Genomic DNA, 21,060 nt, shown 5'->3' with positions numbered 1-21,060 from the left:
CTCTTCCCACAGGAGTCTTCACCATTCCCCGCCGCCCCTCCCTATATATGCGCTTCTCGAAATCGTTTTAAAAATAACTACTTAATATTAGTGGGATCATTAAACTCCAGTGGTATGGATGTAGCATTTTAGTTATAAACCTGCATTTTAAGGTAGTTTCAAATATTTTCTTGCATCACTTCTGAGCAGTTATTTTTTAAGTGAAGCACCACAAAAATGTTTCCGTTATCCGAGGAAAGGATAGACTCTTGGAATACAAGTTTTTTACTAATATTCCCAATATATTGCTAATACTTTTAAACTTGGTATAGTTTCGAGCACCTTCCAATCGGATGGTGGCTTTAGAAAACGGTGAGACTCCTGTGGGATGTACATGGTAGGTGAGATCCCGGAAGGCGAAGCCTGAGGAAGCTCACCACATGCCCACGGAAAGCGATCCGTTTTCTAAAGCCACCATATCCCCATACATAAGTCTCGAAACTGAGTCTTCCACTAAAGGAGAGCGTTAGTTTAACGAGTTCAATTTTACATTTTAAAAGGCTCGGTCGATAGACGACCGAGCCTTTTGTGATTGCAAAAGCTTTCACATTATAAAGAAATTCACTATACCAATTGTTAGTTTTGCCGAACCTGTGTACTATCAGAGGAGCTTTTCTTAACGCATTTGGAATACAAAAAACGTGGTGACAAAATAACCCACTATGATCAAAATCGAAGGCAGCGAATAACTCCAGGTCGGCTTCCCTCTCTTTCGAGAAATACTGTAGATAATCAGCATAATAAACACGATGGAAACGCCGCCGGTAATTAAGTTGGATGGACCCGATTCACTCAACAATCCTCCTCGTAAATAAATAAGGTCTGTTATCGCTAAAATCATCAGGTTAAAGGCATTACTTCCAAGAAGAGAACTGACGCCCAGGTTGAATTGACGGAGCTTTAAAGCCGTCCCTACACTGACAGCATCAGGCAATGAGGTACTGATCGCCACGAGAAACGCTCCGACAAATGACGTACCAAGACCTGTAATCGTAGCGATTCTTTCAGCTGTAATAGTCAACACACTACCGATGATCATAATACCTACCGCTGCTGCAGCAAAGTAGGTTACGACTTGCTTGTACGTATACTCTTTATACCGTTTAATCTCGCGTTTGATTTTTCTTCCTTTGTATTCTGTTCGATCATTAATCCATTTAGCACCGATGAAATATAATAAAACGACCGCGATCGTTGAATAACTTATATGAAAAATATGAGTTGGCAGACTTAAGCTCAACCCTAAAAGTACGATAAGCGTTAATAGAATAACGAGCCACCCATATAACTTACTTTCAACCGTCGCATGGGTCATCACTTGATGACGTCGATAAACTAAATCGAAAATTGCCAGCCCCATGATATTGAATAGATTACTTCCTATCAAATTCCCTACTGCCAGATCGGGAGCGTCAATAGCAATAGCGGTAACACTGGACGTTAATTCCGGTAAAGAAATAGCAACTCCAATTAGAATTCCCATAAATGAGGAAGATGCCTTTGTCTTCTCTTTCACCGCATCTCCGAACATGGTCAGCCTTGAAGCTACAAAAAAAGTAGCCACTGCGGCTAATATAAACAATCCAAATACTATAACATTACTCATAAATTGATCTCCTTAATTTACTCTCTTTTAGCATACCGATACGTTTCCCCAATTAGCAACACATAAAACTGCAAAAAAAAAGACAATCACTATGAGGAGGCAGTCTTACTACTGTAATGTGACTAAAGCTCCCTATAAGACGCAGTTTCGAGACGTCCGTGCTATTTCCGCCACAAGAATAGTGCTTGAAGGTCCGGGAAAGTCTCGCAATTTCCCGGTCCTTCTTGCTTTTGTGAGGATAACGGAAACATCATATGCGCTGCTTCACATTATAAATAACGGCTTTTGAATAATAACCAGTGAGACTTTTGTATGCAAAGGCGCTTTACCTAAAAGTGAAGAGGATCTTAGAACTAAAAATGCTATACCTAGATCACTGGATTTTGATGCTCCTAATAGCATTATCAGAATCTTTTTCAAGCGATTTCCAGAAGTACATCTTTAGTGAGGGGCGGCGGGGAATGGGGAGACTCCTGTGGGAAGAGAGTGCTTGGTGAGATCCCGCAGGACGGGACGTCCGAGGAAGCTCACCGCGCTCCCACGGAAAGCGAGTCATTCCCCGCTGCCCTGCTCCACTCACCCAATGCCTCGAATTCAAGCCTTCAAGTATCCTGCCAGTTTGTTTAAGACTTATTCTTAAGAACCTCCATGTTTGTATTTTAAAAAAAGCAGACCAAATCCTATGTGGATTGGTCTGCTCTTTATCAGCCTATTTAATATATGTTTAGAAGCACCAAAGCTGCTAACTTTACGAGGGTGGCTTCTTGAATTTATGTTACTTTTTCAGTAGAATTTTCTTTGATTAAATCTGCCGTTAATTGACCTGAAAGAGTCACCATCGGCACCCCGCCGCCTGGATGTGTTGAACCTCCTACAAAGTATAGGTTCTCATACACCTGACTCTTCGAAGGCACCTTAAATCCGCCATTCGTTTTCTTGTCAGAGGCTATGCCGTAAATCGACCCTCCATTTGGACCATATAAACTTTCCAAGTCTTCTGGAGTAAAACGGTACTCAAACTCGATCGAGTCTCTTACGCCTTCCATTCCCATACGTTCCAGCTTATCAAGAACCGTTTCTCTGTAAGCATCCCAATCAATTGGTTTGCGTTTGCCATTCGTCAAAGGAGGAACGTGGGTGAGTACGAAAAGATTATCTTTACCGGCAGGAGCTTGAGTCTCATCGGATCGAGCGGAAATGCCGATATAAATGGTTGGATCGTCAGCCGGTACACCTTTGTCAAAAATCTGCTTGAATTCTTTCTCCGGATCTTCTGAGAAGAAGAAGTTGTGATGCTTAAGGTTTTCAAACTTTTTATCCGTTCCCAAAAGCAGCACTAGACCAGAAACCGTCGGCTGGAATTTTTTCTCGAGCGCTTTTGTTTCTTTTTTCACTTTTGAAGAATTCGGAGCCAGTCGACGATAGGATGGGATTGCCTCGAGGTTCGAGACGACGACGTCTGCCGTATGAACCGTCCCATCTTCCGTTTCCACCCCTACGACCTTCTCCCCTTCAACGACGAGCTGTTGAACAGGCGTATTCAACTGGACATCTACACGTAGTTCATCCATCAATTTACCCATTCCTTCAGCGATTTGATACATTCCGCCCTTCACATAATGAATGCCTAAACCAAGCTGCACATAGACGAGCTGATTCAGAATCGCCGGAGCCGAGTAAGGGTTGGATCCGACATACATGACGAAATAGTTGAACATCTGCTCTAAATATTTGTTGTCGAATTGCTTGTGAGTAGATTTAGCGATGGTAGTCATCGGATCCATTTTTAACAGATCACTTAATTTATGATGGCTTTTTAGATCCTTTAAATCTTGAATACTATATTTATAGAAACTCTTCATACATAGCTCGTACATATCCTGGCTATAGGAGAGAAAATCGGTCAGCTTACGATTAGGACGTTCAGTGACCTTAGCCATTTCCTCAAGCATCGTAGGCAGGTCGCTCGTCACATCCAATTGTGTCCCATCTTCAAAGAATGTACGCCACTGTGGCTCGACTCTTTCTACCGTTATGTAATCCTCTAAACGGCGATGAACACTACTGAACAGCTGCTCTAATACCCACGGCATCGTTAAAATGGATGGGCCGGTGTCAAAAGTGAAACCTTTGCCTTCTCTTCGGTTCAACTTTCCACCGAGGTTGCTGTTTTTTTCAATCACTTTCACATCATAACCGTCTCCACTCAACCTGATAGCTGCCGACATTCCGCCTAATCCTGCCCCGACTACAATCGCTTTTCTTCTTTCCACTCCATCCACCTCCAAAGTTAATAAACAAAAGGAATCAACCTGTATCGTGATTCACACCACTTCCGATACATTTCTCCGTGCGCTTCTATCAGCATAGCTTCTTCGAGTCGAATTCTGTATATTAAGGAGAGCGCTACAAGCCCTCCACCTATCACTGCTGTCCAAACGTTCCCTACCCCCAGGCAAAATCCTACGATAATTAATAACAAACCGGTATATAGGGGATGCCTTAATTTCCTATATGGACCAGTACTCACTAGACGATCACCCTTCTTCACGGACACATCTCTAGTAAACTGTTCTCTCAGGTGAAGAATTCCATAATACCTAAGAAATACTCCGATCCCGTACATTACAAGTCCGAACCACCAAAGCAAAGGTAGATCGATCACTCCGATATGTAACTCCCTCATCCATAAAGTCAAGGGAATCGTCAACCCGACTGCAAGAAGAATCAGGGGAAATGACTTCTTCTCCAATCGACCCTCGTCAGATGAAGACAGCCGGTTGCGGAAAATCAGAAATTCCGCCAGCCAAATTAATGTAATCCCTATAAAGATGTAATCAAACATAGTCATGTATATGACCCCATCTTAGAGGCGATAGATGCATGTCACTCCCCCGTTCTTCTAATCAAAGCTGCCACACTTGTCAATTCCCCGAGACGCACAATCATAAACGAAAGAAAACACATTAGACGCTTCTATGCTATTCTTACGTTACGTATGAATTTTAGTAGGAGGTACCGCTATGCACATTCCATCGATTACGAAAGAAAACCTAGAGTAATGGAGATCATCTATTGGAGTTTTATATTAACTGTAGTAGCTCTGACTTTTTTGATCATTTTTAAAAAGCTGAACAAGACCAGCTACATTCTCATTACAATTATAACTCTAGGTTACGCTATACTGTTAGCATTTTCCTTTCTTTATCCATAATAAAAAAGGCAGATTCACTGCCTTTTTTTATTTTATATTGGATTTTTGCTCCTGCCGCTGCTTATTAACGGCCTCACGAATATGATAGAGTTCAGCGTACATAGCTGCAGCAAATACTGTCAGCACGCTTAGAAACATAGACAGGACAAACACAGAGCCATCCAAACCGAAACCTAGCACCGAACTAAATCCGATGACCGCTCCGATTGTAACTCCTATTCCTAAAAAGATCAGTATTTTTTGTAAAGTAACTGAATAAAACAACCCAAATCACCTCTCTGCAATTAACATCTACTACAGCTATACCCAATTATCGTAAAATGCACACATAGAGAATTTGAATAAGTATTTTCTTTTTAAGTACGTTTTAAAATCTCACAGCTGCCATTACTGAAAGAATTATTAAAGTAGTTGCAGAAGTTTAATGATTGGTGGATGAGAAGCGCTTTTTATCGGCAGACTTTTAAAATCCTTCCTAATCCATATGTTCCTGAAACCATTGATTAACCGTGTCAGTATACTCATCTACATGCTTGCTTAGGTCATGATCGCCTTCTTCGTATTCAACATATTCAAACTCGGTTTCCTGATCAGGCCAATATACGGCAGACCGACTTTTATAAGCATCTTCGTTTTGTTCCGGCGGACCAACCAGGTCATTTAACACTTCTTTCATACCTGCGTTTCTCCTGTACTGATGGAATAAATCTGTAATTCCTCCTATAACAGCGGCTGCTTTTATATGAATACCTTCTTTAATAGACAAGTAAGTCATCATACCGCCCCTAGACCTTCCTAGCATTACAGTATGTTCAGTATCAATGTTTGGAAGCTCATCTGCAGCTTGCAAAAGATTTGAGATGTCCCTCACGTCAGCTCCCCCAAATTCCTCCTGCCCTTCACCGCCATCATTGCCGCGATACTGAGAAGCTAGCACAATGTATCCTTTGTTTGCCCAAAAGGACAAGTATTTTGAGAGCATCTCTCGGTCAATCTTCCCATATTCCTGATTTCCGCCTCGGTTGTAAATCAACAAAGGAAGGTCTTCTTCTATGTTCCTGGGGCTGACCATATATCCTATCACTTCTAGCTCTTCACTTAAGTATGTAATTTTGTAGGTATCAGTAGATTGGGAATAAACTGTTTCTGGCAGCTCTATTTTTTCCTTATTTATAATTACGTCCTGCCTCTCTGCTTCACAACCGGCTAAAAACAAAAGCACCCCCATTAATACCCGCTTCAATTTAATCCTCCCTTTCATACATCTTTACAGTAAAAAGACTCCAAGCTTCCTCTCTAATTATTAATTTCCATAAGATATTCTAATTTCCTTCATTGGCTTCAAATCCTAAAAGTACTTGATTAAATTCTTATCTTATAAAATGACTAGATTTCTCTCTCTAAAAGAAGTTGTTTTTTATCTGTAATGTAAGCTTCTCACCACAAAAAAACGGACGAAATCACTGAAGATTCCGCCCGTAAAATGGTGTGGCACATTAACTTTTTTGCCGTTAGCTGATATCTATTATTGGTTTGACTTTTTCTTGAATACTAACAGTCCGCTGGCTCCAATTAAGGCAATAATAGAAGCGAAGATCCATAGATCGATATTTCCATTCGCCGTTCCACCCATACCTGTTTGAGGCATTTCTTCTGGCATTTCACTTGCAGCGAATTGATCAGGGAATTGATCGACAAACTCTGCAGACAAGGCCTTAGAAGCCATGAACATATGGCCATAAGACTCTCTTAAAGTTTCGTAAGCCATTTCATAATCTTCCGCTGTATATTGATCAAAAGTATGGATGAGCAGATCAACGTGTTCTCCGAGGCTTTCAGATAAAACATCTGCGTCCAGACGTCCTTCAGATGCTGTCTCGAGGAAAGAAGAGAAATCTGCGCGATAGGCATCAAGAGCTTCAACCGCTTCTTCTTGCTTAGCTTCTTCTCCTTCAGCTGTTCCTTCCACATACGTTACAAAATCGCCAATGTGACCTTCCCACATTTCTTTGAATTCCATTCCAGCTTCTTCTCCATATACAGAAGCAATAGCATTAGAGAGATCTTCGGTATTATTTGATAAGGCTTCAACAGACGCTTCATAATCTTCCGTTCCTTCTACTCCATTTTGCATAGCCATTGTCGCAAGACCTGCATGTTCACTTAATAAATGGTTCAAGTTAGAACGAAGGTCAGCTGCTGGTGTATCAGCCGTTGTATCGTTGAATTGATCAGGGAATTGATCAACGATTGCTCCGGTCAGTCCCTTACTTACGCCATACATATGATGAATAGCTTCACGTTCCTTCGAATAAGCTTCTTCGTAATCCCCTTCTACATAATTATCGAAAGCACCAATCAATTGATTGACATGCATTTGCAGTCCTTCTGCCAGCTCATCTGCGTTTAAACGTTCGTCAGTTGCTGATTCCAGGAAAGCAGAAAAGTCTGCACGATAGTCATCCAGTTCTTCTTTTGCCATTTCTTTTGCTTCTTCATCTTCTTCAGCCGTTCCGTTAACGTAATCTACAAAATAACCGATATGTTCAGACCACATGGCTTTAAACTGCATGCCTGCTTCTTCACCATATACAGAGCCGATTGCTGCGGATAGGTCATCAGTATTAGCTGATAAAGCATTTGCTGAAGCTTCAAAATCTGGTGCGCCTTCTGCACCTTTCCTCATCGTCTCAGCTGCTAGAAAGGCATGTTCACTTAACAGCTTGTCCAGTTCGGCACGAAGTTCTACGGCCTCCGTTTCTACCGTAGGCATATTATGGTCATCTGCGTTCACCACATCCAGTGACGTCGGAAGTAACAATGCCGCACTCATAGGTACAACTAAACATGCTTTTTTGAAATCCATTTTCACATCGCTCCCTTTTGATAATTAATCATTCATATAGCTATCGAAGCAGAGGACAAAATGGATCATTATTTTTCAAAATTCTTGTTAAATATCTTTATCTATTATTTTTAAGAGAGATATTCAACAATATGGCAGGATTGTTGAAGACTCGAGATAACCGGGGTTCGTTGCTGAATTAAGAGTCAGGGGTGGTTGGGAATCTACACGCTTTCCTGTGGGGGACCTGGCGATTTCCTCGGGCTTTCGTCCTGTGGGATCTCGCCTACCTCCTTCTCCCACGGGAGTCTCGCAGTTTCTCGACCAACCCAATAGAAACGGCAAATGAACCCTCCCCTCAAAAAAGATCGTCTTTCCGATTCCTGTCTATGAAAAATATTGCGTTCTAACTCATTTTTTAACTAGGAACCTAATACGTTACGCCAATCAGTATGCTCATTAATGTTCGTATATGCTTGAGGAGGGGCAGTGCCAGAAATATTCGGAAAATGCGTGGTTCATATCAAGCGAATTAAGGAGAGAAGCTGCTTCTACTTGATAGTGTACGTTTTCCGCTAGTCATGTTCTAAGTAACATTCATGGTTTCACGTTTCTTAAGTGCTGAATTTCAGTCAAATGAGTTTCCGTTCCAATAAATAATCGCAAAGAGCTCCGGGAAATCGCGAGACTCCTGTGGGAAGAGAGGGCTTGGTGAGATCCCGCAGGACGGGACGTCCGAGGAAGCTCACCGCGCTCCTACGGAAAGGGAGTGATTTCCCGGAGCTCTATCCGGTGTTAAACATAACGGAAACAGCCCCAAACATCTTGAAAATGAGCCTTCCACATAAGGGAGCTTATATAAAAAATTAACGTATGTTTTATGCAAAGCCTTCTTCAAAAAAAGACAGGCAGCTGTCGAAATCTGCCTGTCATCTCTTATAATTCTGCACTTAACAATATATTTCCTTGAGGTGTTTCGCTATTAGCATCTGGTTCTTTTGTGATGGCCACAGCGTCCCAGTCTATTCCTTCAGGTAAACCTTCCATAGAATAAGCGACAGCCCCGTCCCCGTTTTCATTGGATATAAAGGACCCAGCACGGTGCGGAGTTTCTCCTTCAAGCAGCCAAACCTGGTACACTTCTTCTCCATCAAGTTGTTCCAATTGTTCAGCTTGTAGCGTCAGGATTCCTCCATTGTCTCTATTGATCATAGCCGCTGTTGCAGATGCCGAAGATTCCCCCTGCAACTGAACTCTTTCAGCCACTTGATCGGTTCCTTCGTCTTCTTCAGGAGGCGTCACTTCTTCAGGATCTTCCGGTTGTTCAGCAATATCCTGCTCATTGACTAAAGCATATATATTTCCTGCTAACGACAACAACAGTGCCGCTGCTAATCCGCGCATGACCCATGAATTCCTTTTCGACTTCGAAGCCGTTTGTTTAGACATAGGCACTACTGGAGTTTCTGCAGGTTTTGTCACAGGTGCTTCATCATCGCTTTCCTCTGTACTTTCCGAAAAAACAGATGTCAGCACTCTTTCTTTCATACCTTCAGGCGGGTCTACGGGCTCCGCAGCGAATGGCAAGTCTCCAGTCAACAAACGAAGCTCTTCCAGTTCTTCCTGACAATCTTTACAGTTCTCTAAATGAGCTTCAAAAGCTTTCTTTTCATCTTCGTTCAATTGATCATTAAAATAATCGATGACTACATCACATTCGTTACGCATCGTAAACGCCCCCTTTCCCTGTTGATAAATTCTTCTTAAGGTGTTTTAAAGCCAATCGTATTCGTCCTTTTACAGTGCCCAGCGGTATATCACATTGTTCAGCAATCTCCCGCTGACTTAATCCTTTAAAATAAAATAAGTCCACCATTTCTTTTTGCTCTATTGATAATTGGTTCATTGCTGTACGTATCGTTTCCCCCTGCTCTTTCCACTCCACAAGGTCTTCAGTCGTTTGATCCGATTGTTCGGGCAGATCTGTTTCTTCTTCTATAGAAACTGCCGATTTTTTATTTTTTCGAATGAGATCAATGGCCGTATACCTTGTAATCGTAACGATCCATGAAGAAAACTTGCCTTTTGATTCGTCATAGACCGCCTTCTTTGTCCATAGTTTAATAAATACTTCTTGCAGTGCTTCTTCTGCTAATGTCTGATCACCAGATAACTTGATAACAAAAGAATAAAGCAATTTTTCATACTTGTCGTATATTGCTTCAAGCGATTGTTTATTACCATCTGCCATCTGGAGATAGAGCTCTAAGTCACGATTTCTCATAGCACTCTCCTTCAGTATTGGATGTAGTTATCATAGCATAATTCAAGTGACATTCTCTTTTTTTGAAGGTATGCTGTATAGCTATCGTAATTGGAAGTGAATTGGATCACTTTATTAATCAAAACACATGATGCAATCCCTTTCGCATAAGAATAACGAACACCTTTGCACCTCTTTTATGGAAGGATCGTTCACAAAAAAACAGAGTAACTTTGTAAGTTACCCTGCCTTATCTCTTTTCTTCAATTCTCTTCGTAAAACTTTACCGCTAATTTGAGTTTTCGGAAGCTCGTCTACTACTTCGATTTCTTTCGGTGCAGCATGAGCAGCGAGTCCGCTGCGGACGAATAATCGAATCTCCTCTAATAACTCGGCACTTTCTTCATACCCCTCGTTCAGAGCGATGAAAGCTTTGACGATTTCTCCTCGCACGGGGTCAGGTTTTCCGATGACCCCTACTTCTTTAACAGCTTCATGTTCAATCAGTTTACTTTCCACTTCAAAAGGTCCAATTCTTTCTCCAGACGAGTTAATCATGTCATCACTGCGTCCCTGGAAAAATACGTAACCTTCTTCATCAAGGTAGGCGAGATCACCTGCAATATACCAATCTTCGCCATATGGGAAGTAGGAGTTGAACTTCTCTTCATTTTTCCAAACCTCTTTCATTAAAGAAGGCCAGGATGATTTGATAGCTAAATGTCCGGTTTCTCCTGCCGGTAACTCGTCTCCTTCTTCGTCCAGGACGGCTACCTCAATACCAGGGATCGGCCTTCCCATAGACCCTGGCTTGATCGTTCTAGTAGGCAGGTTGGCTACGAGCTGAGCACCTGTTTCTGTCATCCACCACGTATCGTGAATGCGCAAGTCAAGAGCTTTTTCCCCCCAATAAATAACCTCAGGATTAAGCGGCTCTCCTACACTTAAAATGTGGCGAAGAGAAGATAAATCATATTTCTCCAATGTTTCCTCTCCATTTGCCATCAGCATACGAAAAGCAGTAGGGGCACTGTACCACACAGATACTTGAGCCTGCTCAAGAACCTGATACCATGAGTCCGCTGAAAAACGGCTGCCGTGAATAACTGTAGTGACGCCATTCAACAGCGGAGCGAATACACCATACACGGTCCCGGTCACCCAACCAGGGTGGGCCGTACACCAGTACACGTCATCCTCTTTCAAATCAAGCACCCACCGGCCTGTCTGATATTGCTGGATCATGTTACGGTGAGCATGAATGATCCCTTTCGGTTTGCCTGTGGATCCGCTTGTATAATGAATATTCAAACCATCGTCTAAATCCACCCAAACGGTTTCTGCTTGATCGTCAGCTTTTTTTGCTTCGTTTGTAATCGAAATATCGGAGCCGGAAGCTTCAAGATCTGTCGTAAACACCGTTTTAAGGCTGGGGATCTCAGGTCTATTCACACGGTCAAGGAAATTGGAATTCGTTATGAGGAATTCTCCTTCACAATCATTGATTCTATCTTTGACAGCCTCTTCCATAAACGCTTCAAAAAGCGGGCCGACGACGGCTCCGATTTTTATCGCAGCTAACATAGCGATATGACAATGAGGATGTTTAGGTAAGAATACAAAAACGAAATCTCCTTTAGTTACACCATGATCTTTGAGCACGTTACTCCACCGGTTCACTTCCCGTTGGAGCTCTTTATACGTATACGTCTCTTCTTCATTTTCAGAAAAATAATGGAGGGCGGTTTTATCTCCCTTACCTTCATCAACATGTCTGTCTACGCATTCATACGACATATTGACCTTCCCTGATTGATACCAGGTGAATACTGGATGGACGCGTTCCCAATTAAAAGGTTCCCCTTCCATCCATTCCTCAGCTACATTGTATGATCCATGCCGTGGCGGAAGAATTTTTGTCGTCATACGATGAGCCTCCTTACTCTTTAGTAAAGTCCAGTTCTTTTAATACGTCTTGCTTCAGCTCTGCCAAGTAAGAGTCCCCGCGCTTCCGCGGCCTTTTTGCTTCCACGGTGATTTGGGATTCAATCCGTCCTGGCTGGCCGCGCATGATGATGACACGATCACAAAGGTATAAAGCTTCATCTATATCGTGGGTCACCAGCAAGGTTGTCGTCCGGTGCTTCTCAAAAATATCCAGAAGCAAATCTTGCAGCTGCATTTTCGTAAACGCATCAAGCGCGCTGAATGGCTCATCGAGCAGCAGAATCTCTGGACGGATAAGAAGAGAACGGGCAATGGCGGCTCGCTGGGCCATTCCTCCTGAGAGATCTTTAGGATAATGATTTTCAAATCCTTCTAACCCCACCGTCTTCATCAGCTCAAAAGCCTCTTGCTTTTTATCTTTTTTTCCTGTGCCGAATACTATGTTTTCCCATACGTTAAGCCAGGGCATCAGGCGTGGTTCCTGAAACATCATGCCAAACGCTTGCTTTGGATCATTCGCTTCTGTCTTGATCTCTCCTTCGAAATTTTCATCAAGACCTGAAAGCACTCGAAGCAGGGTGCTTTTTCCACACCCACTTGTGCCGAGAACACCGACCACTTCACCTTTTTCCAAACTCAAGTTCACATTTTTAAAACCGGCTTTGCCACCCTGGAATATTCTTGATACTTGATCGACTGCTAACATGCCACGCCCTCCTCTCTATGAAGCATTTTCCATATTGTCCTGCCATTTCAACGTCCTCGTCTGAATTCGTTTGAGTATCTCATCAGTGATTTTTCCAAAAATAGCGAACAGCAAAATACTGGCAATCACCAATTCTGGAGCAGAAGTGTTTTGGCCGAAGACCATCAAATATCCAAGGCCCTCACTTGCTCCTAATAATTCGGCAGCTACTACGAACATCCAGCCTAAACTCAAACCGCTTCTTAATCCCACGAGAAATGAAGGGAGAGATGCCGGCAAAATGATCCGCTTGATTTGTTGCAGAGCTGTAAAGTGGTACATCCGTCCCACTTCAATTAATTTACGGTCGACTCCTTGAATCCCAGAAGTTAAATTCAAATACACTGGGAAAAACACCCCGACTGCCACAAGAGTAATCTTCGAAGTTTCTCCTATTCCCAGCCACAGGATGAACAAGGGAACCCAAGCGAGAGAAGGAATAGCGCGCAGGGCCTGAAGCATTGGGTCTAATATTCTTTCAACAATTTTAATATAACCAGTTGCCGCACCAAGGAGAATCGCCGCTCCTGTGCCTAATAGGAATCCAGTGAATACTCGATACAATGTTATCCAGATATGGCCCCACAGTTCACCTTCCTGTGCCATTGTAATCACTTCTTCGACTACAGTTGTAGGTGCTGGAAGTAAGTGAGGTTCTACAAATCCTCCCCTGGAAGCCAGCTCCCAAATGATAATTAAAGTAACGGGGAGGAGGCTTCCTACAACGACATTAGATTTCAGTGGATTGGTGGTTGATTTTTCTTTATTTGTTGTCGGCCTTACCGCAGCTTCTGTTTGACTCGCCATGTAATCGACTCCTCCCTGTAGTTTTTATTATTCAATAACGTTCTCAGCAAAGCTCGGATTGATCAATTCGTCAGTCAACTCTTCTACATCACTATCAGCATCGATGATTTCTTCTTCTTGAAGTACTTTACCTGCTCCATTAATGGATTCTTTTAAGTCATCGCCAGGGATAGGCTGGCTGAAGTCATTGCGCTCCATCTGGATTTCCGCTACCTCCGGATCGATATTAGCTTCTTCCGCTAAAATCTGTGCTGCTTCCTCCGGGTTTTCTTCTGTCCATTTGCGTGCTTCTTCATAAGCTTCGATCACTTTTTCAACGGCTTCTGGATGCTCTTCAGCAAAATCGCTGCGGACATTCAGTGTTCCGTAAGTGTTGAAGGAGGGCTCACGATAGAACAAATTAGCATCTGAGCCTAACTCTTCACGCGCCATATGAGGATCCAATCCAGCCCAGGCATCCACACTTCCAGAGTTCAGGGATGATGCTCCATCAGCGTGCTGAAGATTCACAAGCTCAATATCATCAATAGACATCCCATGTTCTTTCAAAGCCCTGACAAGGAAGATATAAGGATCGGTACCGGTAGTAGCCGCAACTTTCTTGCCTTTTAAGTCTTCCACAGATTCAATACCGGAGTCTTTACTTGAGACAAGTGCCGTCCATTCCGGCTGAGAGTACAAATAGACCGATTCGATCGGGGAACCATTGTCTTTCGCCATCAACGCCGCCGCTCCCGCTGTAGATCCGAAATCCACACTGCTTGAGTTCAAGAATTCTAAAGCTTTGTTACTCCCTTGACTCAGTACATACTCAATTTCTGTTCCTTCTTCTTCAAATGCTTCTTCAGCAAAACCTTTTTCTTTTAAGACAAGACTTGTCGGAGAGTAGTGCGCATAATCAAGAGTGATCTTATCAGGACCGCTCCCATCTCCCTTGTTTTCAGCGCTGCTTGAGCAGCCGATTAACCCGACACTTAATAGTAACCCAATGGTTAGAAAAGTATATTTTAAGTTCATGTCATCCTCCTGGTGTTTAAATTTCACATGCGTACGTGTCGATTGTTCCTCTTAAACGCTGCGCTTCTTTATAAGTACAACGGTTGTGAACGACTTGCAGGCCGGCATCACTTGCGATTTTAGCTGCTTCCGGGGCAATGACACCTTCCTGGAGCCAGAATACTTCCGGTTTCACTTCTGCAGCTTCTTTAGCAATTTCAACTGCTGCTTCTGGACTGCGGAAAATTTGGGCGACATCAATTTTGAATGGAATCGAACTTAAGTCCGGATAAGCTTTCTCGCCAAGCACTTCATCTTCCCGAGGGTTTACTGGCACGATTTGATAACCTAACCGCTGCATTTTACGAGCCAGCCGATGACTTGGACGTGACGGTTTACCGCTCAGCCCTACGACAGCTAGACGTTTCGGCCGGGTTACCTCTTCGCCGTTCTCTTCTTCCTTCACTTGAGGGGAGCTCAGCGCCCACTTAATGACCCCTTCGTCGTTTTCCGTAATGGTTGAGGTCACTTCATTTCCCGTCGCTTTTCCAATCGCACGATTCAAATCATTGATTAAATCTTTAACTGATTCAATGCCGACAGATAAACGAATCAGTTCTTCTGTAACACCGCTTGCGGCAAGGTCTTCAACAGACAGCTGCTGGTGAGTCGTAGACGCCGGATGGATAATAAGCGACTTAGCGTCCCCGACATTGGCTACGTGAGACCAGAGCGCAATATTGTTAATGACTTGACGTCCTGCTTCACGTCCTCCCTTTATCCCAAAGTTCACGATCGATCCAAAGCCAACATCAAGATACTTTTTGGCCAGTTCATGAGCCGGGTGCTCCTGCAAACCAGGGTATGAAACCCATTCCACATCCGGATGTGCTTTTAAATACTCAGCAAGCTCCTGCGCATTATCATTATGACGTTCGACGCGAAGATGCAGTGTCTCAAGTCCTTGAATCAGCTGAAAAGCATTTTGCGGGCTTAAGCATGCACCCAGATCTCTTAGCAGCTGGACGCGAAGCTTAGTGATAAAGGCTAAGGTGCCAAAGTCAGCGGCATAGCGAATGCCGTTATAGCTCGGGTCAGGTTCAGTGAAAACTGGGAATTTCCCGTTACCCCAGTTGAACCGGCCGCCATCAACAACAACGCCTCCGATGGTCGTACCGTGTCCGCCAATCCACTTCGTTGCAGAATGAACGACGATATCCGCTCCCCACTCGATTGGTTTGCAGGAATATGGCGTTGCGAATGTATTGTCAACAATGAGCGGAACTCCATTTTCATGAGCGATGGCAGAAACTTTTTCAAAATCCAGAACGTGCAAGCTAGGATTTCCGATGGTTTCAGCGAACACCGCTTTCGTTTTATCAGTAATCGCTTTGCGGAAGTTTTCGGGGTCATCCGGATCAACGAACACTACTTTAATGCCATATCGCGGCAAAGTATTAGCAAACAAATTATAAGTACCACCGTAAAGATTTGCAGCTGCAACGATCTCATCCCCGGCGCCTGCCAAGTTCAGGATAGAAAGTGAGATAGCTGACATCCCGGAAGCGGTAGCTACGGAAGCCACACCATTTTCAAGTAATGCCATCCTCTTTTCGAAAACATCCACCGTCGGGTTCCCAATACGAGAATAGATATTGCCCGGTTCATCTAAAGCAAATAAGCTTTGCGCATGATCTGTATCATGGAAAACGTAGGAAGTCGTCTGGTAAATCGGTACCGCTCGAGAACCTGTCGTCGGGTCAGGTGACTGACCGCCATGCAGGGATAATGTGTCTAAATCGTAGCTTTCGAATGAGTTTGTCATAAGTGAATCCTCCTTGAGATTATTTAAAAATGTAGAACATTTTAGATGTCGAGACGCAAAAAGCCCCTCTTCGATAAGAAGAGGGGCTGTTAATAACATTTTCCTCCTCTTATCTCTCAGATCACATGGATCTGTAGGATTTGGCACCTTTTCAAACCTATGTTTGAAGGTTGCCGGGCATCACAGGGCCTATTCCCTCTGCCGCTCTTGATAAGAGTTTATATTTAGTTGTTTAGGCTATGCTTATGAATTATAAGGACTATTTATTCTAAAGTCAATAATATTTAGAATATTTATTTAACTGAATCGGCTATCGCTTTTTTTAACTGAGCTATAATATCCTCTGCTTCTTCAATACCGATTGAAAGCCGAATTACATAATCATCAATTCCGACTTTGGAACGTTCTTCATCTGTCAAAGAACGGTGAGAGGTACGAATAGGATAAGATACTGTCGTTTCGACTCCAGCCAAAGTCGGTGCTATTTTAATCCAGCCTAACGATTTAAAGAAGCTTTCCAAGTTCACACTCTGTTTTAATTTAATCGTTACAATCGCACCCTTGCCGCGATCTGACACTTGTTCAGGGTAATAAACCTGCTCTACCCCCTCGTCTTCTTTTAACGCATAAGCCAGCTGTTCGGCATTAGAAGACTGCTGCTTCATACGCAATGCGAGAGTTTTTGACCCTCTTTGGGTAAGCCAGGCTTCGAATGGACTCAAGTTTGTACCTAGGCCGATCACTTTCTTTTTGGCTTTATCAATCAAATCCTCATGACCTACTACTACGCCGGAAGTCACATCACTATGACCGCCGATATATTTTGTAGCACTGTGGGCGACGAGATCTACACCCATAGTGTAGGGCTGGAGAAGGTAAGGCGTGGCAAATGTGTTATCGACCATCGTTTTCAAACCACGTTTCCTCGCAAGGTTAACAAGCCCCTCTATGTCCTCTACTCTAAGAAAAGGATTGGAAATCGACTCGGTATACATAAGCTTAGTATTCGGCTTAATCGCCTGTTCAACTGCTTCTATGTCTGAAAAAGATACCATAGTGTACTCAATTCCAAAGCTTGCCAGCTGTTTCGTAATAAGATGATGAGTCCCACCGTATAAATCCTCCGCCGCTACGATATGATCTCCTGACTCAGCTATGGAAAGGATTCCAGCCATGATCGCAGAAATACCAGATGAAGCTGCCACCCCTGCAGGTGCAGCTTCTAAATTCGCCACAGTCCTTCCCAGCTCATCCGTGTTCGGATTGTTTTCCCTCGTGTAAAGATAAGGTGTGTCTCCTGAATAATAACTTTCCAGATGATCCAAGTCTTTGAAAGTAAATGCAGACGTCTGATAAATCGGCGTCGCTTTACTGTTCAAGGCTTGATCTTGATTTATTTTATTATGTACTACACGTGTGTTAAACGATTTCTCGCTCATCGATCATCTCTCCTTCTGTTGCAATTTTTAAATAGTATATAACAACAGGTCTGTAAACTGTCAAAAATTACACTTCCCTAGTATTCCATATTGCTTGCACAACGTGCTGATAATAATTGAAATCATGTGGGCAAAAGTGGTGTACCTCCAAGTCGATCTCATGTTTATTTAAGAGTGAATAAGCTGATAGATATTTGCGTTTCTTAGAAATCATGCTTACAAAATCCTCGATATCAATTCTGACTACATCGGTAACTTCATCATTAATAGCAAGCTGCATCGCTTCATCATAAGGGAAAATATAAATGTGACAGATTTCTCTGTCGTTCAGTGCCTTCATCTGCAGCTGTTCTTTATAAAATCCGGAATAACTGATATTTTCTTCAGACAGTGTAAGGCCTAATTCTTCACGGACCTCTCTTAAACCGCCTTCAATCCGACTTTCATTAATCTGTATATGACCGGCTGCTGTAATATCATATAAATTAGGGAAATCCTTCTTAATATCCGATCGCCTTTGGAAGTAAATAGCTGTCCGATTATTTTCATGTCGATAAAACCAACAATGGAAGCTTTCGTGCCAGTCTCCGTCCCTATGCACTTCGTCTCTGTCTTTTTCTCCGATAGGAGTAAGCCAGTCACTGAAAATTTTTAAAATTTCTCCCATATGCCCACTCATTTCTCCTAAATAGTCTGTACATTCATCATATCATACTACGACAAAATACGACGATATTCGTTTAGATGCTTCCAAATTGTCTTTGTTCAATTCCATGTTGATATTCATATAAGCTCCCAATTCTTGAAGGCTTGGTTTCGAGACATAGTTAGAGTTTTGGGGCTACAGGAAACGATTCGCCCTCTGCCTCATAAGTATCTCGAAACCGCTTCAAGAAAAAGCAAGCATGTAGGTTAGAGCGCCCCATGTTGAAATGCTTGCTATAGAGCTCTAAATTCTCATGGGCCAGAAATGTAAAAACGCTACTTCTTAGAAAGGGTGCGTTTCTGACTAACTTTGTATAGGGGGTGGAAAGCTTCGAGACTCCCCTTGTAAAAGCGGAAGCGCTTCGTTCAGCGGCGTATGGACTGGACTGAGCTGACGGAGATAAAGGAAACACGAAGAACGGAGTGATTCGATGTTGACTTATCGTACAGAAGTGAAGGAAGTCTCAGTAGCCGCTAAGTGCTGGAGCTGGATAGTCCCCCATATGGTTTATGAACTGATTCACGCCCTAGATTAATATAAGTGTAAGACTGGGAGAAGGAGGTAGGCGAGATCCCACAGGGCTTTAGCCCGAGGAAGCTTGCCAGTTCCCCCACAGGAAAGCGAGTAGCTCCCCCCCTGACTGGCAACCTGGCAATGAATCCCGGTGATCTCGAAGCCAAGTCTTCCGCAATCCTGCCATATTGCAGAGTAACTGTTTATAAAAAAACAGCAACGACGTTTAATATAAAGCTTTCAGAATAGAAATACTAAGCAGACGAAGGGGGTGATTTTTTGAATGATGACAAAAACAAAAAACATACTATTACTAATGAAGCAGCTGAATTATTATCCCATCCCGTAAAATTCAACCAGGCTTTTTCAGATAACAAGGAAGGTGAGGACACTGAAAAGGAAGGAGAAGCAATGTTCAATCACTATGACGATTAACTCTATAACTAATTGCACGCACGATGACTAAATTCCGATCGTGCGTTTTTTACTTGTAAAAAATCTGCTATGCTTCTATTAAAGAGGAACCCATTATTTTCAAGAAAGGAAGCGGATAGATGAAAAAGAAAGGAAAATGGATCGGACTAGTATTTCTCCTCGTTATTTTCGCTGCAGCCGTCCAGTGGAGTATGAGCGATGAAGACAATGCGACGGAAAAATTAGAAGTTTTTCAAAACCCAACTGCTGAAGAACTCGAACTTCCCCAAAATGTGACTAGAGCTGAAAGCAGGGAAACAATCGATAACTTTTACAATATGCAAAGTCCAGGCTATAGGAAAGCCAAGGAGTTGGAAATCATCCAATCCCCAGGACAATCCTATGAAATCCCCGGTCATGAAGGTGAATTGACCATTGATGAGATATGGCACTCCCAATATCAAGTGTTCATGTATTACTCCGTGGACTTGAAAGTTTTCGAAGACAAAGATAACTTACAAACCTCTCCTCTATTTGATATTTCAAGTGTCAACGTAAATCCTGAAGAAGGAAATATGACGAGACAATCACATTCCCCATTCCAATCTAACGAATCCAATGACGGGCTGATGAGTTATGATGGAAAATTATATGGCGTTCTAGTCATGCCACCGCTTGAACAAAAGGAACCTATGGATATGGAAATAAACGAAACGATTCCTACTTCTTTCCGTATCAGCATGGACAATACGAGCGAAATTACCGATGAAGAACCATTGACTTATACATATGAAAAAGATCAAGAAATCAGACAAACTGCAGATTTTAATGATGTATATGAAAAAAGCGGCCTAACGATCAAACCAATAGACGTGGCTTTAGGGATTACTTCGAATAAAATCACGTTAGAGATCACACATGATGAGCATGAAGTAAGCAATCTGACAGGCAGCGTGAGTGATGAAAATACAAGCACAGAAATTTCCTATCTTCATCCTGTCGAAGGACAACCTGATGTATATGAAGCTCAATTTACTCCTTATGATGAAGACCCGGAATCTTTGGACATTGACATTGAATCCGTCTCGCTTTTAACAGATGAAGATTTATCTTTTGATGTGGACGTCAGTGATTATGAAGAAGAAGTCGGGGAGGAACGGGAACGAGTAATTGTGGATGTAAACGAAAAAACTTCCGAAAAATTAAATACAGACATTGATCTAGAGCAAAAAGTGTATGACCCTTCCATGGGGATGGAAATCCACCTGGGATTTGAGCCGAAACCGGGTGACCACACTCTCACATTAAGTCCAAACCTTATGCGTACTCCCGCATCTGCCATGCAATACGAACCGTTTATAGCGGTTAATGAGGACGGAGAAGAAATCATGGGAGCGGGAGGCGGTATAAATAATGGCAATACGGTCCTTAGCCTGTCCACTTCTTCCCTTCAGGACAGTAATATGATTACTATAGAGATGCCTCAACTCCAGGCGTCTCAAAAGGTGGATTTCCAAGAAACTGTCGATTTAACGGAATAAAGGATTTGACCAAATGGGCCTCACAGCCTTATAAAACATGAGGTTCGGAACAATTCTCTTTACTGCGGGATTCTCGTCGTTTCCTTATCCTTACAATCGCAAGGGGCCATGATTGAACCTAGCCTTTAATAAACAAAGCAGACCATAAAAGTTAAGAAAT

17 protein-coding genes and 1 riboswitch are annotated in these 21,060 nt (G+C 42.8%); of the genes, 2 read left to right on the top strand and 15 right to left on the bottom strand.

The window, feature by feature from the left end:
* Positions 1-655: 655 nt before the first annotated feature.
* The 15 genes from LF817_RS10820 to LF817_RS10750 all read right to left on the bottom strand — a co-directional run bounded on the left by LF817_RS10820 (position 656) and on the right by LF817_RS10750 (position 18,393).
* The gene (locus LF817_RS10820; RefSeq protein WP_253935823.1) at positions 656-1,645 is read right to left on the bottom strand and encodes a sodium:calcium antiporter; all 990 of its coding nucleotides are present in this window, start codon (positions 1,643-1,645) and stop codon (positions 656-658) included.
* A 770-nt stretch (positions 1,646-2,415) separates the two neighbouring features.
* Positions 2,416-3,918, bottom strand: a complete 1,503-nt coding sequence (locus LF817_RS10815; protein ID WP_253935822.1) for a phytoene desaturase family protein — start codon at positions 3,916-3,918, stop codon at positions 2,416-2,418.
* A gap of 17 nt (positions 3,919-3,935) precedes the next feature.
* Positions 3,936-4,496, bottom strand: a complete 561-nt coding sequence (locus LF817_RS10810) for a methyltransferase family protein (protein ID WP_253935821.1) — start codon at positions 4,494-4,496, stop codon at positions 3,936-3,938.
* Between the two features lie 390 nt (positions 4,497-4,886).
* On the bottom strand, positions 4,887-5,123 hold the full coding sequence (locus LF817_RS10805; RefSeq protein WP_253935820.1) for a hypothetical protein: 237 nt from the start codon (positions 5,121-5,123) through the stop codon (positions 4,887-4,889).
* 211 nt (positions 5,124-5,334) lie between these two features.
* Positions 5,335-6,102 (bottom strand): alpha/beta hydrolase family protein, encoded by a 768-nt coding sequence (locus LF817_RS10800; RefSeq protein ID WP_253935819.1) that lies wholly within the window; start codon positions 6,100-6,102, stop codon positions 5,335-5,337.
* A 282-nt stretch (positions 6,103-6,384) separates the two neighbouring features.
* Positions 6,385-7,725: a copper amine oxidase gene (locus tag LF817_RS10795; RefSeq protein WP_253935818.1), complete on the bottom strand. Its 1,341-nt coding sequence runs from the start codon at positions 7,723-7,725 to the stop codon at positions 6,385-6,387.
* A 915-nt stretch (positions 7,726-8,640) separates the two neighbouring features.
* Positions 8,641-9,432, bottom strand: a complete 792-nt coding sequence (locus tag LF817_RS10790; protein ID WP_253935817.1) for an anti-sigma factor — start codon at positions 9,430-9,432, stop codon at positions 8,641-8,643.
* On the bottom strand, positions 9,425-9,988 hold the full coding sequence (locus LF817_RS10785) for an RNA polymerase sigma factor (protein WP_253935816.1): 564 nt from the start codon (positions 9,986-9,988) through the stop codon (positions 9,425-9,427). Before LF817_RS10785 ends, LF817_RS10790 begins: the two co-directional genes overlap by 8 nt.
* A gap of 219 nt (positions 9,989-10,207) precedes the next feature.
* Complete coding sequence (gene acsA, locus LF817_RS10780) at positions 10,208-11,893, bottom strand: acetate--CoA ligase (protein WP_253935815.1); 1,686 nt, start codon at positions 11,891-11,893, stop codon at positions 10,208-10,210.
* 13 nt (positions 11,894-11,906) lie between these two features.
* Complete coding sequence (locus LF817_RS10775) at positions 11,907-12,620, bottom strand: ABC transporter ATP-binding protein (RefSeq protein WP_253935814.1); 714 nt, start codon at positions 12,618-12,620, stop codon at positions 11,907-11,909.
* 15 nt (positions 12,621-12,635) lie between these two features.
* Positions 12,636-13,466 carry an ABC transporter permease gene (locus LF817_RS10770; protein ID WP_253935813.1) on the bottom strand — a complete coding sequence of 277 codons (831 nt, stop codon included), beginning with the start codon at positions 13,464-13,466 and terminating at the stop codon, positions 12,636-12,638.
* Positions 13,467-13,493: 27 nt separating this feature from the next.
* Positions 13,494-14,483: an aliphatic sulfonate ABC transporter substrate-binding protein gene (locus LF817_RS10765; protein ID WP_253935812.1), complete on the bottom strand. Its 990-nt coding sequence runs from the start codon at positions 14,481-14,483 to the stop codon at positions 13,494-13,496.
* 16 nt (positions 14,484-14,499) lie between these two features.
* The gene (locus tag LF817_RS10760) at positions 14,500-16,287 is read right to left on the bottom strand and encodes a PLP-dependent aspartate aminotransferase family protein (RefSeq protein WP_253935811.1); all 1,788 of its coding nucleotides are present in this window, start codon (positions 16,285-16,287) and stop codon (positions 14,500-14,502) included.
* Positions 16,288-16,393: 106 nt separating this feature from the next.
* A riboswitch (SAM riboswitch) is annotated at positions 16,394-16,504 on the bottom strand.
* Positions 16,505-16,580: 76 nt separating this feature from the next.
* Positions 16,581-17,726, bottom strand: a complete 1,146-nt coding sequence (locus LF817_RS10755; RefSeq protein ID WP_253935810.1) for a trans-sulfuration enzyme family protein — start codon at positions 17,724-17,726, stop codon at positions 16,581-16,583.
* Positions 17,727-17,793: 67 nt separating this feature from the next.
* Positions 17,794-18,393 (bottom strand): NUDIX hydrolase, encoded by a 600-nt coding sequence (locus LF817_RS10750; RefSeq protein WP_253935809.1) that lies wholly within the window; start codon positions 18,391-18,393, stop codon positions 17,794-17,796.
* A gap of 831 nt (positions 18,394-19,224) precedes the next feature.
* Between LF817_RS10750 and LF817_RS10745 the strand changes: the two genes are divergently transcribed.
* On the top strand, positions 19,225-19,380 hold the full coding sequence (locus LF817_RS10745) for a hypothetical protein (protein ID WP_253935808.1): 156 nt from the start codon (positions 19,225-19,227) through the stop codon (positions 19,378-19,380).
* A gap of 119 nt (positions 19,381-19,499) precedes the next feature.
* A complete protein-coding gene (locus LF817_RS10740) occupies positions 19,500-20,900 on the top strand; it encodes a hypothetical protein (RefSeq protein ID WP_253935807.1) in 1,401 nt (466 codons plus the stop codon).
* The last annotated feature ends 160 nt before the right edge of the window (positions 20,901-21,060 follow it).

Source organism: Halobacillus sp. A1 (assembly GCF_024189295.1).
Taxonomy (GTDB): Bacteria; Bacillota; Bacilli; order Bacillales; family Halobacillaceae; genus Halobacillus_A.
This window is presented reverse-complemented; position numbering and strand designations above follow the sequence as displayed.

Excerpts from the sequence above, each read along its gene's own strand:
- LF817_RS10820 (WP_253935823.1), bottom strand. The coding sequence starts at position 1,645 with ATGAGTAATGTTATAGTATTTGGATTGTTTATATTAGCCGCAGTGGCT.
- LF817_RS10810 (WP_253935821.1), bottom strand. The coding sequence starts at position 4,496 with ATGACTATGTTTGATTACATCTTTATAGGGATTACATTAATTTGGCTG.
- LF817_RS10795 (WP_253935818.1), bottom strand. The coding sequence starts at position 7,725 with ATGGATTTCAAAAAAGCATGTTTAGTTGTACCTATGAGTGCGGCATTG.
- LF817_RS10790 (WP_253935817.1), bottom strand. The coding sequence starts at position 9,432 with ATGCGTAACGAATGTGATGTAGTCATCGATTATTTTAATGATCAATTG.
- LF817_RS10785 (WP_253935816.1), bottom strand. The coding sequence starts at position 9,988 with ATGAGAAATCGTGACTTAGAGCTCTATCTCCAGATGGCAGATGGTAAT.
- acsA (WP_253935815.1), bottom strand. The coding sequence starts at position 11,893 with ATGACGACAAAAATTCTTCCGCCACGGCATGGATCATACAATGTAGCT.
- LF817_RS10775 (WP_253935814.1), bottom strand. The coding sequence starts at position 12,620 with ATGTTAGCAGTCGATCAAGTATCAAGAATATTCCAGGGTGGCAAAGCC.
- LF817_RS10770 (WP_253935813.1), bottom strand. The coding sequence starts at position 13,466 with ATGGCGAGTCAAACAGAAGCTGCGGTAAGGCCGACAACAAATAAAGAA.
- LF817_RS10765 (WP_253935812.1), bottom strand. The coding sequence starts at position 14,483 with ATGAACTTAAAATATACTTTTCTAACCATTGGGTTACTATTAAGTGTC.
- LF817_RS10760 (WP_253935811.1), bottom strand. The coding sequence starts at position 16,287 with ATGACAAACTCATTCGAAAGCTACGATTTAGACACATTATCCCTGCAT.
- LF817_RS10755 (WP_253935810.1), bottom strand. The coding sequence starts at position 17,726 with ATGAGCGAGAAATCGTTTAACACACGTGTAGTACATAATAAAATAAAT.
- LF817_RS10750 (WP_253935809.1), bottom strand. The coding sequence starts at position 18,393 with ATGGGAGAAATTTTAAAAATTTTCAGTGACTGGCTTACTCCTATCGGA.
- LF817_RS10740 (WP_253935807.1), top strand. The coding sequence starts at position 19,500 with ATGAAAAAGAAAGGAAAATGGATCGGACTAGTATTTCTCCTCGTTATT.